The sequence below is a fragment of the Stenotrophomonas sp. STEN147 genome (assembly GCF_056757995.1).
This window is the reverse complement of the sequence record NZ_JBRRCG010000010.1, coordinates 111,929-125,163: the sequence shown is the minus strand read 5'-3', so window position 1 is coordinate 125,163 and position 13,235 is coordinate 111,929. Positions and strand designations below refer to the sequence as shown.

General features: G+C 66.6%; 11 protein-coding genes. 4 read left to right on the top strand and 7 right to left on the bottom strand.

Going from position 1 to position 13,235, the window contains the following annotated elements; genetic code table 11:
* Nucleotides 1–119 precede the first annotated feature (119 nt).
* Nucleotides 120–635 (top strand): hypothetical protein, encoded by a 516-nt coding sequence (locus tag ACVOKU_RS11845; protein ID WP_481560012.1) that lies wholly within the window; start codon nucleotides 120–122, stop codon nucleotides 633–635.
* 45 nt (nucleotides 636–680) lie between these two features.
* Here ACVOKU_RS11845 and ACVOKU_RS11840 read toward each other — a convergent pair whose 3' ends face one another.
* Nucleotides 681–1,865, bottom strand: a complete 1,185-nt coding sequence (locus ACVOKU_RS11840; protein ID WP_481560011.1) for a PQQ-dependent sugar dehydrogenase — start codon at nucleotides 1,863–1,865, stop codon at nucleotides 681–683.
* A gap of 169 nt (nucleotides 1,866–2,034) precedes the next feature.
* Between ACVOKU_RS11840 and yiaA the strand changes: the two genes are divergently transcribed.
* A complete protein-coding gene (gene yiaA / locus ACVOKU_RS11835; protein WP_279942935.1) occupies nucleotides 2,035–2,484 on the top strand; it encodes an inner membrane protein YiaA in 450 nt (149 codons plus the stop codon).
* A gap of 91 nt (nucleotides 2,485–2,575) precedes the next feature.
* Here yiaA and ACVOKU_RS11830 read toward each other — a convergent pair whose 3' ends face one another.
* From ACVOKU_RS11830 to ACVOKU_RS11805, 6 genes are all read right to left on the bottom strand, one after another.
* Nucleotides 2,576–2,920 carry a hypothetical protein gene (locus tag ACVOKU_RS11830; RefSeq protein ID WP_053519473.1) on the bottom strand — a complete coding sequence of 115 codons (345 nt, stop codon included), beginning with the start codon at nucleotides 2,918–2,920 and terminating at the stop codon, nucleotides 2,576–2,578.
* 111 nt (nucleotides 2,921–3,031) lie between these two features.
* Nucleotides 3,032–4,330: an APC family permease gene (locus ACVOKU_RS11825; protein ID WP_065175432.1), complete on the bottom strand. Its 1,299-nt coding sequence runs from the start codon at nucleotides 4,328–4,330 to the stop codon at nucleotides 3,032–3,034.
* Nucleotides 4,327–5,103 carry a L,D-transpeptidase family protein gene (locus ACVOKU_RS11820; RefSeq protein WP_128988080.1) on the bottom strand — a complete coding sequence of 259 codons (777 nt, stop codon included), beginning with the start codon at nucleotides 5,101–5,103 and terminating at the stop codon, nucleotides 4,327–4,329. Before ACVOKU_RS11820 ends, ACVOKU_RS11825 begins: the two co-directional genes overlap by 4 nt.
* A gap of 27 nt (nucleotides 5,104–5,130) precedes the next feature.
* The gene (locus ACVOKU_RS11815; RefSeq protein ID WP_065175430.1) at nucleotides 5,131–5,976 is read right to left on the bottom strand and encodes a MurR/RpiR family transcriptional regulator; all 846 of its coding nucleotides are present in this window, start codon (nucleotides 5,974–5,976) and stop codon (nucleotides 5,131–5,133) included.
* A 73-nt stretch (nucleotides 5,977–6,049) separates the two neighbouring features.
* A complete protein-coding gene (locus ACVOKU_RS11810) occupies nucleotides 6,050–7,156 on the bottom strand; it encodes a dipeptide epimerase (RefSeq protein WP_065182564.1) in 1,107 nt (368 codons plus the stop codon).
* Nucleotides 7,153–8,589: an SH3 domain-containing protein gene (locus ACVOKU_RS11805; protein ID WP_481560010.1), complete on the bottom strand. Its 1,437-nt coding sequence runs from the start codon at nucleotides 8,587–8,589 to the stop codon at nucleotides 7,153–7,155. Before ACVOKU_RS11805 ends, ACVOKU_RS11810 begins: the two co-directional genes overlap by 4 nt.
* A 132-nt stretch (nucleotides 8,590–8,721) precedes the next feature.
* Between ACVOKU_RS11805 and ACVOKU_RS11800 the strand changes: the two genes are divergently transcribed.
* Nucleotides 8,722–10,182 (top strand): transglutaminase-like domain-containing protein, encoded by a 1,461-nt coding sequence (locus ACVOKU_RS11800; RefSeq protein WP_481560009.1) that lies wholly within the window; start codon nucleotides 8,722–8,724, stop codon nucleotides 10,180–10,182.
* 51 nt (nucleotides 10,183–10,233) lie between these two features.
* Nucleotides 10,234–13,233, top strand: coding sequence for a TonB-dependent receptor (locus tag ACVOKU_RS11795; RefSeq protein WP_065175428.1), 3,000 nt, complete (start codon nucleotides 10,234–10,236; stop codon nucleotides 13,231–13,233).
* The last annotated feature ends 2 nt before the right edge of the window (nucleotides 13,234–13,235 follow it).

Sequence of the window (13,235 nt, the reverse complement as noted above, 5' to 3'; positions counted from 1 at the left end):
CACGCCGGGCATGGCCCGGCGCTACCATCGCTGTGGGTGTGCGCGTCGTCACCCATGGCAAACACGCCGGGCCTGACCCGGCGCTACCCTCGGGGTTCGTGATCCGACGGAGCCTGACCATGCGCAAGCGTGCTTTCCTTGCCCCCGCGCTGCTGCTCGCAGCCTGCGCACAGCCGGCGCCGCCGACGGCTCCGGAGGCAACGCCCGCTGCTGCACCGCCGGCCGAACCCGTGCAGGCAGCACCGGCAGCACCTGCGGCACCCGCGAGCGAACAGACCGAAGATGCGCGCGCGCGCATCGAGACACTGCTCGGTGATGCGGCGCAGTACGAGAAGGTCTTCGATGCCTTCAGAACGGCGGTGGTCGGCGGTGATCGCGCGGCGATCGTCGAGGAAATACGTTTCCCGCTGAACATCAGCGGCGGAAAGACGATCGCCGGACCGGGCGAATTCCAGCGCAGCTACGAGAAGATCATCACCCCGGCCGTGGTCAAGGCGGTATCCACACAGGATTTCGGCAAGGTGTTCGTCAACCAGCAGGGTGTGATGATCGGCGATGGCCAGGTGTGGTTGAGCGGCCAGTGCCTTGATGCGGCCTGCACCCGGACCGAAGTGAAGGTCATCACCATCCAGTGAGCGTGCAGGGTGACGGGCACTGGTCCGCCACCCTGCGTTACCTGATCAGGTCTTTGGCGTGAGCTTGAGCAGGCGCGCCTTGCTGCCATCTTCAAGCAGCCACAGCGCGCCATCGGGCCCCTGTTCCACTTCACGGATGCGCTCACCCATGTTGAAACGTTCCGCCTCGCGCGCGTTGTCGCCCTCGAAGGCCACGCGCACCAGTGATGTGGAGGACAGGCCGCCGATGAATCCGCTGCCCTTCCACTGCGGGAACAGGGTGCCGCTGTAGATGACGAAGCCCGCAGGCGAGATGACCGGCGTCCAGGTCACCTTCGGCGCGGCGAACTCCGGGCGCGTGTCGTGGTCGGGAATCGGCCGGCCGTCGTAGTGGTCGCCGTTGGAGACCACCGGGTAGCCGTAGTTGGCGCCCCGCACGATCAGGTTCAGTTCGTCTCCGCCCGCCGGCCCCATCTCATGCGCCCACAGCTTGCCGTTGGCATCGAAGGCCATGCCCAGGATGTTGCGATGGCCGAGCGACCACACCTGTGCTGCCACGCCGCCCTGTGACGCGAACGGATTGTCCGCCGGCAGGCTGCCATCGTCGTTGAGGCGGATGATCTTGCCGAGGTTGCCCCCCATGTCCTGCGCGGGGTCGAACTTCTGCCGTTCGCTGGAGCTGATCCAGAGTTTGCCGTCCGGACCGAACACTAGGCGATGGCCGTAGTGGCCCTGCCCGCTGACCTTCGGTGTCTGTCGCCAGATCACCTTCAGATCCTTGAGCTGGCCGCCGCCATCGGCGTCCAGGGCAAGCGTGGCGCGGGCCACCGCGGCGCCGCGGGTATCCAGCGTGCCTTCCTCCGCATAACTGACGTAAATGACCTGGTTGCGGGCGAAGTCGGGGTGCAGGATGACGTCGCCGAAGCCGCCCTGGCCACCATAGGCGACCTTCGGTACGCCGGTGATCTCATGCTTCTGGCCGCTTGCCACGTCCAGGTGCTGCAGCTTGCCGCGCTTTTCGGTGACCAGCAGACTGCCATCGGGCAGGAAGGTCATTGCCCACGGTTGATCGAAACGGCTGACTTCCGTGGCGGTGAACGGCCGCTGGTCGGTTGCGGCCGCAGTGGCGGCGGGTGCAGCAGCGGTGGCGGCAGTACCGGCCGCAGCGGATGCAGGATCGGCGGCGTTGCAGGCAGTGGTGGCGAGGATCGGCACGAGGCCGAGGGCAAGCAGGAGGGGCGTACGGGTCACGGGAATCTCCGGGGCGGGGATGCGGATGGCCAGGCGTTCCCTTGTATACCACTGCGGGTGTGACCGTCGTGGCCCGAAGGTCCTGCTACCCCCTGTGCGACGTGGGGCGGATCGTCTAGGGTGGGCACGCCCGGGCAATGCATGCCCGTCTGTCTGCCAAGGATCTGCAATGCACACTGTTCCGACCCACAAGCCATCTCCCGCCTTCGTCGCCGCTTCGTGGGTGGCGCTGCTGCTTGGCGCGGTGGCTTATCTGATCGGCCTGTTCAACGCCGAAATGGCCCTGAACGAGAAGGGCTACTACCTGGCGTTGCTGCTGTACGGCCTGTTCGCGGCGGTATCGCTGCAGAAGAGCGTGCGCGACCGCGTGGAGGGCATCCCGGTCAGCGGCCTGTACTACGCGCTGTGCTGGTTCGCCCTGCTGTCGGCGCTGCTGCTGTTGCTGGTGGGCCTGTGGAATGCCACGTTGCTGTTGAGCGAGAAGGGCTTCTACGCCATGGCCTTCGCACTTGCGCTGTTCGGCGCGGTCGCGGTGCAGAAGAACACCCGCGACCTGATCGCCGCCAACGGCGGCAATGCACGCGGTCAGGCCGTGCCGCCGCTGCCGGAACAGGACTGACGCCCGGATTGCGCAGAGCCGGGACCATGCCCGGCTCTGCCGCAGTGCCGAAGGACAGCCGGGCATGGCCCGGCCGCAGCGGGGCGTGCCCTCAGGTGCCGCGCGGTACGCCCCGGTCCAGGCGCTGGTCGAGGTTGACCGCTTCTTCCCAGCCGCGGCGGACGGCGTTGCGGGCCTGCGCCCATTCCAGCCGGCTCTTGCCGCGCTCGCTCGCCCAGCGCGACTCGAGTTCGGCCTCCACCTCTTCGTACGCGCGGATCATGTCCTGCGCACGGGCAGCGTGGCCGATGCGATAGGCCGGCTCGTAGTCCTCGAAGAACAGCTGGTTGTCGTAATAGGGTTCAGCGGTGTAACGCTCGCGCCAGAAGTCGGAAACGGCCTGGCGCGGTGCGCTGTCATCCGGCACGCGGCCGGGGATCTGGTACTCGGGGCTCATCGATCGGGCTCCGTGGTGGATGAGCTTCGATCATGCCGCCATGGCGGTTAACGGTCCGGTCCGCTCGCGTGAAGGGAAGGTGTCCTCCATCCGCGCCGTCGCTGCCGATCATCAGGCGCCCACGTCCTTGCGCGGCAGTTTGTAGATCACGGCGCCAATGGCGAAGGCGACCAGTGCGGCGGCGATGTTCTGCCAGCTGGCACTGGCGAACAGGGCCAGGCAGAGCAGCAGGGCCAGGACCGGAATCAGCGGCCCGCCCGGCAGCTTCAGTGCGCCCGGCCGGTCGGCGTAGCGCTTGGCCAGCACCAGCACGGCCGCCGCGGTTCCGATATAGGCGAACAGTCGCGTGGTCATCGACAGCAGCGCCAGCTGAACGAACGAACCGGACAGCGCCAGGCCGAGGGCGATCAGCCCCTGGCAGAAGATCGCGGCAGCCGGTGTGCGGAAGCGCGGATGGACCTGCGCGAGGATCTTCGGCCCGTAGCCATCGCGGGCAAGCGCGAACAGGAAGCGCGGGCCCATCATCATCGTATTGCTGTTGGTGCCGAGGATGGAGATGGTCGCGCCGACGGTCAGGATCAACGCCAGTGCCTCACCGCCGAATCCGGCGGCGGCATCGGCCAGCGGTGTCGGCGACGACGCGAGCCCGGCCAGGGTGCCCTGCGCCACCACCTGCACGGCGCCGTAGATGACGGTGACGGTGATGATCATGGTGATCAACGCGAACGGAATGTCGCGACGGGGATTGCGGTACTCGCCGGCTGCCGCCGGGATGTTCTCGAAACCGGCGTAGGCATACAGCAGCAACAATGCGGCCTCACCCATGCGCTGCAGGTCGTGCGGGTCCGGGCGCTGGCCGGAGAACGCCAGCTGCGGATCGATGTAGAACGCGCCGATGGCCACGAACAGCAGCAGCGGCAGCATCTTGCCGATCACCAGCACGATGCCGGTGCGGGCCGCCGAGCGCACGCCGATGATGTTCACGCCGGTCAGGAAACCCAGCGACAGCACGATCACGGCAAGGCGACCCGTGCCGGCCCCGGCCCAGGGCCAGAAGCGCGCGACCGCATCGGCCAGCGCATTGCTGAGTGCGGCGGCCGAGCTGATACGGGTCAGCCAGATCATCCAGCCGATCTCGAAGCCGGCGAAGCGGCCAAAGGCTTCGCGGGCATACAGATAGCTGCCGCCGGGTTCATCGAAGTAACTGGCGGCCTGCGCGTAGCACAGCACCAGCAGGGCCACCACGATGCCGGCGGCGACCACGCCCCACAGGCTGAAGGGGCCCAGCAGGGCGACGGTGGCCGCCGGCAGCAGATAGATGCCGCTGCCGATCACATCGTTGATCGACAGGCCGACGATCTGCCAGCGGCTGACCGCGCGCTGCAGCTGCGGTTCGTCCGGGGCGCTCAACGCAACGCTCCGGTCAGGGCCGGCAGCTGCCACGGCCCCTGCAGGTTGTCGTACTCCGTCTTGGGCAGCAGGACGAAGACCGCGCGCGTGTCCGGCTTCAGCCAGGCCAGCAGGGCCGTCATGTGGCGCGGCTCCATTGCCGTACAGCCGGCCGTGGCCTCGCCCGGTTTGCGCCAGAGGTGGGCGAAGATGCAACTGCCCTTGCCCGGCCTGCGGCTGCTGTTGTGCTCGATCACGAAGCCCTCGCGGTAGCGAACATCGCCCTTGTTGTGCAGGTCCAGCCGCATCGGTTCGGTGGAGCCTTCTACTGCGGCGGTACCTACGTCCGCCGCATCAACGATGCGGTTGTAGTAGCGCGAGGCGGGTACATCCATGCAGTAGTGGCTGGCCGTCATCGGCAGATACGGCATCGCGCTGGCGATCGTCGGCGCGTAGCCGAACGCGGGGCCGATATCGAAGACGCCGGCCGGACTGCGCCCGTCGCCTTCCGTCTTCTGCGGTCCCTGGTTGTGCAGCGACGCACGGCCTACGCCCCACGCGCTGCCCTCACGCCCCACGGCCACGGTGAAGGCCGGGCCGTGCGGGCGCCACGTGTCGTCGCTGCTCCTGCGCTCATAGGCCTGCAGCCGGCCCTGGGTAGCATCCCAGCTGTCGGTGACCACCACGATGGCCTGCAGACTGCGCGCCATCGGCGGCAGCGGGGTGAGCGCGCCGGCCGGCAGCGCGGTGGCCAGAGCGGTGACAGCGAGGGCGGTACGCAGCAGCGGCAACATCGTGGACTCCAGTGAACCAGGGGTCGATCAGGCGTCGATCAGGTGTTCGATCCGTTCCAGGTTCACCCCGAGCTGGCGGTGGCGGTCCGGGTTGGCATGGCACAAAAGCACGAAGACGAAGTCGAGCAGGGACTGCAGTGAAGCACGGTACAGCAGCTGCGCCACGTGCGGTGCGGGGTCATGGGCGCAGACCACCAGTGACTGGTCGGCATGTGCGCGCAGTGGGTTGGCGGTGTGGCGGGTGATCGACACCACCTTCCCGCCCACGTCCTGGAACTGCCGCGACAGCTGGAACAGCTGCGGCAGCTTGCCGAACTCGGAGAACACCAGCATGGCATCACCGGCCCGCGCCGCTGACAGGTTGGCCATCATCAGGATCGGATCGGCATGGTGCACGGTCAGCATGCCCAGCAGCGACAGTCGCATGGCGAACTCACGCGCGTACAGGCCGTCATCGCCAAGGCCGTACACGAACACTTTGGGCGCCCTGTCGAGCAGTCGCACGATGGCCTCCACATCAGCCTGCGCATTGGCCAGGCTGGTCTCTTCCTCGGCGGCTGCCCGGCTCAGGCGCAGGCGCCCGGCGATGTCGGCGTAGTCATCGGCGCTCGGCGACGGCGGGCGTGCCTGCGGATCGTGGCCGGCGCGCGCCACGTCCTGGCCGATCGAGTACTTCAGGTCCGGATAACCCTTGAAGCCCAGCTTCTGGCTGAACTTCACCACGCTGGACTGGCTGATGCCCAGCGCGCTGGCCAGCTGCTGCGACGAGTAGTCGCGCAGCAGGTGCGCGTTGTCGAGGATGAAGTCGGCGATGCGGCGTTCGATGGCCGACATCTGCCCGCGCTCGGAGCGGATTTTCACCAGGGGTGGCATGGGGCTCAGCGTGGGTCCGGTTGCAGGAAGGGTAAGCGGGATCAGCGGTCGGCGGTAGCGCCCGTGCGGCGGCCTACCAGCGCGGCGGCGTGATCATCTCCAGCCCGCGCACCTCGGTGATTCCCAGCCCCGGCGCATCGCTGATGGTGATCTCCGACTCGTTGAAGTTGACCCCGCCGCTGACCGGGTCGAACTGGCCCAGCGAAGGGCCGTCCAGGTCGACCTTGGTGATCACATCACTCCTGGCCACGGCCAGGTGCACGGCCGCGGCCACGCTGATGCTCGATTCGATCATGCAGCCGATCATGCACGGCACTCCGTAGATGCCGGCGATGTCGGCGATGCGGATGGCATTGGACAGGCCACCGGTCTTCATCAGCTTGATGTTGATGATGTCCGCCGCGCGCTGCTGGATCAGGTCCATCACCTGGCTGGGACTGAACACGCTCTCATCGGCCATGACCGGCGTGTTGACCCGGTCGGTCACGTACTTCAGGCCACTGATGTCGGCGGCCTTCACCGGCTGCTCCAGCAGCTCCAGTACCACGCCGGCATCCTCCAGCGTGCGCATCGCGTGCACCGCCTGCTTGGCGGTCCAGCCCTGGTTGGCGTCCAGGCGCAGCAGGGCGCGGCCTTCAACCGCCGCGTGGATCGCCTTGACCCGCTCGATGTCCAGGCCGATGTCCTTGCCGACCTTGATCTTCAGCGACTCGAAGCCACGCTCGATCGCCGACAGCGAGTCGGCCACCATCTTGTCGATGTAGTCCACGCTGATGGTGATGTCGGTGGTGATGACCGGATCGCCGCCGCCGAGCATCTGGTACAGCGGCGCACCATGCAGCTGCGCCCACAGGTCGTACAGGGCGATCTCCACCGCGGCCTTGGCGCTGGTATTGCGCTCCATCGACGTCTGCACCAGCCCGCACAGGCGGTTGAGGTTGGCAACGTCCTGCCCGATCAGGCGTGGAGCGATGAAGTGGCGGATCGCTTCGATGATCGAGCCATGCGTATCACCGGTGATCACGGCGGTGGCCGGCGCTTCACCGTACCCGGTGTGGCCGCTGTCGGTGCGGACCAGCACCACCACGTCCTCCACGGTTTCCACGGTGCGCAGGGCGGTCTTGAAGGGGGTCTTCAGCGGCACGCGCAGCATGCCCAGTTCAATGGCGGTGATCTTCATTCAGGGGTCTTGGCCCGCAGGCGCTGGATGTTGGTGATGCGGTCGATGTAGCGGACCGTGTCGCTGGCCATCATCGGCTCCAGCGGCGTGACCGAAACACCATTGAGATGGGCCTGCACACGCGTGCCGTCGGCGCCGAACCAGCTGCCGCCGGCCGTATCGTGGATGACCCAGGTGCGGCCGTCGACGTGGCCGATGGCCATCATCACATGACCGGGGATGTAGACCAGATCACCGACCTGCAGGCCGGTGACCGCACGTTCGCGCGCGGCCTTGCCATCCTTGCTGGTGAACGGCAGGCGATCCAGTGCCGGGCTGATCGCCTGGGCGCTGGTATTGCGCGGCAGCAGCACGCCGAAGCTGCGGTAGATTTCCGAAACGAAGCCGCTGCAGTCGCGGGTATCGTAGTCATGGCCCCAGCCATAGCGCTCACCCAGGAACTTGAACGCCTGCTGCAACAGGTGGCGAGGGGTCAGCGGCAGGTAATCGGCGGCCGTGTCCTGCGAGCGCGGCAGCAGTGCCGGAACCAGTTTCAGTCGTCCATCGGCCTCGCGCACCGGCAACTGCACCACCCATGAGGCGTGGGCCTGCTGGCCGTTGACCGGTGTGGCCGCAGGCCAGTCGGCCAGCACCGGCAGGCGCACGCCCATGTCCAGCTGCAGGCGCGAGACGCGCGGCTCTTCCGGCGTGTAGACGGTGTGCGCGGTGGCGCCGGTGACGATGCGGTACGGGCCGGAACTGCCATAGTCGAGCACGCGGGCCTTGTCGCCGGTGGCCACGGCGTCCGTTTCGATCCATGCGCTGTAACGCTCGCTGTGCACGAACAACCAGCGGCCATCGGTGCTGCGATGAACCACGGCGACCTTGTCACCGGGGAACAGCGCCGATTCCTGGAAGCGATCGATATCGGTATCGCCCACCGTGCTGAAGACCCGCTCGCGGGTCGGGAAGGTGCGCAGTGCGGCACGCTTCACCACCAGCCCGTAGTCGGGCGCCACCTGTGCGGGAATCGCATCCAGGCCGAGGTTGGCTTCGATGGCCTTGCGCACTGCCGGTGCGATCGCCTGCCCCTCGGCGTTATAGAGCGTACGCGTGGGCCAGCTCGACAGCGCCGTGATGCTGCTGCGTACCTGTGCCGCATCCAGCTGGGCGGGCAGGGCGGCGATGTCCTGGATATGGACATCCTCTGCGCGCATCCGTGCGTTCTGCGCCTGGATCTGTGCGCGGTCGAGGATCGGCGCATCGGCATCGTCCAGCCGGGCGGCCCAGTAGTCCGGGGTCAGGTAAGCCTCGTGCAGACCGATCACATACGGCAGCGGCGCGCCCGGATCGGGCGCGGCAGCCTGCACGAAGGCCGGTGCGGCGAACAGGCACAGGGCCAGGGTCAACCGGCGCGGCCACTGCCGGCGCGGTTCGCGGGAAGCCAGGATCATGCGCAGCACACCCTCCTCGAATGCCTTAAGGAATATTTATTCCTTTCGCCTGCGAAAGCAAGAATAAATTATTGACCGGTCCTCCGGCCCGTGTTACACAGCCGTTACCACCCGCGCTTGGGAAGTGTCGCTGTGGATCCTGCCGTTCGCAAACCGCGTCTGCCTGCCGCCGCCGGCCTGTGTGCCGCGCTGCTGCTGTGGGCGTCGGCCACGCACACGGCAGACGCGCGCGACAGCCGGCAGCTGCAGGTGATCGACCTGATCGACAGCGGGCGCTTCAGCGACGCCCAGGCGCTGCTGGCGACCGGGCGCGACGCTGCCGAAGACGCATTCCAGCGCGAGCGCATGCGCCGCATCCGCCTGGATTTTTCCCTCGACGAAGCGGCGGCCAAAGCGGTGGTGCGTCGCTGGATTCCGGATCTGACTGACGAGGAATTCGCGCGCTGGGACCAGCTGGGGCTGATCGAGCACCTCGATATCGATGGCAGGCGCGCGTACTTCAAGCGCGGGCCCTCGAACCTGTTCCTGCTCAGCGATGAAGCGCGTGCACGCCGCCGCGCCGATGCACCGATGCCGTCTCCGGGCCCGAATGAAGTGCTCAACGCGCACCACGCACGTGTCGTTGCTGCTGCCGGTCAAAGCGGCCAGGGCTCGGTGCTGCCGCAGCGCATCGCGTTCACGCAGTCGCTCACGGTCAAGGCCGATGCGGTCCCGGCGGGCGAAACCGTTCGCGCCTGGATTCCCTATCCGCGCGAGATTCCGGGCCAGCAGGAGCGCGTGCAATGGCTTGGCAGCACGCCGGGCAAAGCACGCGTGGCACCCGCCAGTACCCTGCAGCGCACCTCCTATCTGGAAGCGAAGGCCGTCGCCGGGCAGCCCACGCGCTTCGAGATCCGTTATGCGGTCACCCTGTTCGCCCGCCACACGGCAATCGATCCGGCCCGGGTGCAGCCGACACCGGCCGACGCCGCGCTGCAGCCTTACTTGAGCGAACACTTGCCGCATGTGCGTTTCACGCCGGCATTGAAACTGTTTTCCGACCAGGTGCTGCAGGGCGAAACACGCCCCTACGAGATCGTGCGCAGGCTGTTCGCGGCGGTCGATCGCATCCCATGGGCCGGGGCGCGCGAGTATTCCACCCTCAGCAACATCAGCGACTACGCGCTGCGTGCCGGCCATGCCGACTGCGGCCAGCAGACGCTGCTGCTGATCGCGCTGCTGCGCATGAACGGCATTCCCGCGCGCTGGCAGTCGGGCATGGTGTTCTCCGACGATGGCAGCGGCTACAACAACCTGCATGACTGGGGACAGGTCTATCTGGCGCCGTATGGCTGGCTGCCGATGGATGTGACCACCGGTGCACTGGCCAGCGATGTACCTGCGCTGCGCGATTTCTACCTGGGTGGCCTGGACGGCTACCGCATCGCCTTCAACGACGATTTCGGCCAGCCGTTCGTGCCGGCCAAACAGCATTTCCGCTCGGAAACGGTCGACTCGCAGCGCGGCGAGGCCGAGTGGGCAGGCGGCAACCTGTACTTCGACCAATGGAGCTACGACTTCCAGTGGCAGGTACTGCCCGCCGGGCAACGCTAGCGCGACACACCACCATCGGCACCATTCAATTCTTGCAGGAGAGAGCAGGGGATGAAGGCATACAACATCAAGCGGGCGGCGCTGTGCGTCGCCCTGGGCACCTGTCTGGGCGTGATCGCGCCCGGCGCCTTCGCGCAGGATGGCTCCGTCGCCGGCCGGCTGGTCAGCGATGCCGGCCAGGTTCCCGCCGGCGCCACGGTCACGGTGCGCAATCCGGCCACCGGCTTCGTCCGCTCGGTACAGGCCGATGCCAACGGCAGCTATCGCATTCCGCTGCTGCCGGTGGGCACCTATGAGATGGAGGTGAGCCTGCCCGGCGGCGGCGCCAGCCGCGTCGGCCAGGTCACCGTGGGCCTGGGCAGCGCCACCACCGTCAATGTGCCGCTGGGTGCGGTCAGTACCCTGGGAACGGTGGAGGTGCGCGCGCCGCAGGTGGTATCGATGGTGGATGTGAAGTCCACCGAGTCGGCCACCAACATCACCCGCGAGGAGCTGTCGCGCCTGCCGGTGGACCGTGACATCACCGCCGTCGCGCTGCTGGCGCCGGGCGCAGTGAAGGGCAAGGGCTCGCTGGGCGGGCAGGGCATTTCGTTCGGCGGCTCGTCAGTGGCCGAGAACACCGTGTACATCAATGGACTGAACGTCACCGACTTCTACAACCGGGTGGGCTTCTCGTCAGTACCGTTCTCCTTCTACCAGGAGTTCCAGGTCAAGACCGGAGGCTATTCGGTGGAGTTCGGGCGCAGCACCGGTGGCGTCATCAACGCCGTCACCCGCTCGGGCAGCAACGACTTCAAGGCCGGTGCCGAGCTGGTGTTCGAACCCCGCGCATGGCAGTCGCAGGCCCGCGATCGCTATGACGGCCAGGGCAGCCGCTACATCACCGCCAGCCGAGACGACTACAGCCGCAGTGCGCTCAACGTGTTCGCCTCCGGTGCCCTGGTCCAGGACCGGCTGTTCTTCTTCGGCATGTACGAGGCACGTGACTACCGGCCAACCTCGACCAACGATGCGGGTACGCGACTGAGCCAGGGCAAGGCCGATGACCCGTTCTGGGGCGGCAAGATCGACTGGCAGATCACCGACAACCAGATGCTGTCGCTGTTCGGCTTCTCGGACAAGAGCAAGACGCTCACCGACGTCTACAACTACGACTATGCCAGTGGCCAGACGGTAGGCGAGCGCAGCAACCAGATCTACAACACCGTGGGCGGCAGGAACTGGTCGGGCACCTACAGCTGGCAGGTCAACAACGACCTGACCATGAAGCTGATGTATGGCGAGAACAAGCGCAACCGCGCGCAGAGCTCGTTGATGGACGAGAACTGCAACCGTGTGTTCGACAACCGTACCGCCAGCCAAGGCGTGCCCTCGCAGCTGCAGGGCGACCGCAGCTGCACCAGCAGCTCGCTGCTGGAATCGGCACTGGATACGCGCAAGGCCGCACGCGCCGATTTCGAGTGGACCCTGGGCGACCATCTGCTGCGCTTCGGCCTGGACCGCGAAGAGAATACCTCCGACTACAGCCGCGCCTATCCCGGTCCGGGAGGTTTCCGCTACGACATCTACTACCGCACGCCGGGCAGCTCGCTCAATGGGGGCATCGTGCCGGCCAGCGGACTGGTCGCGCGCACCCGTCGCTATGAAGTGGATGGCTCGTTTGAAACCATCAACTCGGCGTATTACCTGGAAGACAACTGGCAGGTCACCCCGAACCTGCTGCTGAACATGGGCCTGCGCCTGGAAGCCTTCGACAACAAGGGCGGCGACGGCAGCAGCTACATCAAGATCGACGACATGCTGGCCCCGCGGCTGGGCTTCGCGTGGGACGTGCGCGGTGATGGCACCACCAAGGTGTTCGGCAACCTTGGCCGCTACTTCCTGCCGGTGGCCAACGTCATCAACATCAAGCAGGCCGGTGGCTTCCTGGACGAACGCACGTGGTACGAGTTCCTCGGCTATAGCGGCGCCGCCAACAACGTGCCGAACCTGGGGGCGCAGATCGGGCCGGTCGACAACTCGCAGGGTGATGGCAGCGTGCCGGACCTGCGTGCCGAAGTGAACCGGGACATGGACCCGGTCTACCAGGACGAGGCGATCCTCGGCTTCCAGCAGATGATCAACGAAGCCTGGTCGGTCGGTGCCAGCGTGACCTATCGGCGCCTGCACAACGCCATCGATGACATGAACATCACCGCCACCGGCCAGTGCGGTGCCATCGACAGCGTCTGGATCATGGGCAATCCCGGGCGCAGCAATACCGTCTGGGGCGATACCAACTGCGACGGCAGCAACGACGGCTGGATCAGCATCGATACGTCGAAGGAAGGCTGGGCGCTGTATGACGATGACGGCAACTATGTTGGCCAGCGTGGCTGGGTGAAGCCCAAGCGCGACTACAAGGCGCTGGAGCTGCAGGTCGATCGCGCTTGGGATGGCAAGTGGGGCTTCAATGCGTCCTATACGCTGGCCTACGGCCGTGGCAACGCCGAAGGCCCGGTCAACTCGGATACCGACTTCGCCGATGCCGGACGCACCGAGAACTTCGACAACCCCTGGGTGAACTACCGCGGCTATGGCTACCTGGCCAATGACCGACGGCATCAGTTCAAGTTCCGTGGCAGCTACGCGTTGACCGAGAACCTGAGCGTGGCGGCGACGCTGGGCGTGCAGTCGGGCAGCCCGATCACCCGCTTCGGCGCCGGCAATCCGTTCGACGACACCGACTTCCACAGCTATTACGTGTGCGTCTCCAACTGCCAGGCGAGCGTGCCGTCCGAGCGCGTGTTCGTGCATTCCCCGCGCGGTGGCGATGGCCGCACGCCGTGGACCTACGACCTCGACGTCAGTGTGTCGTACAAGGTGCCGATCCCCACCGACCTGCGCCTGAAGCTGGCGGTGTACAACGTACTCAACCAGCAGCGCGTGGTGACGGTGGACCAGGACTACGAACCGCAGGACAGCATCGGTACGCCGAACCCGCTGTATCGTTATGGCACCGGCTTCCAGTCGCCGCGCTATGCGCAGCTGACGGTAACCTGGAGCTACTGACG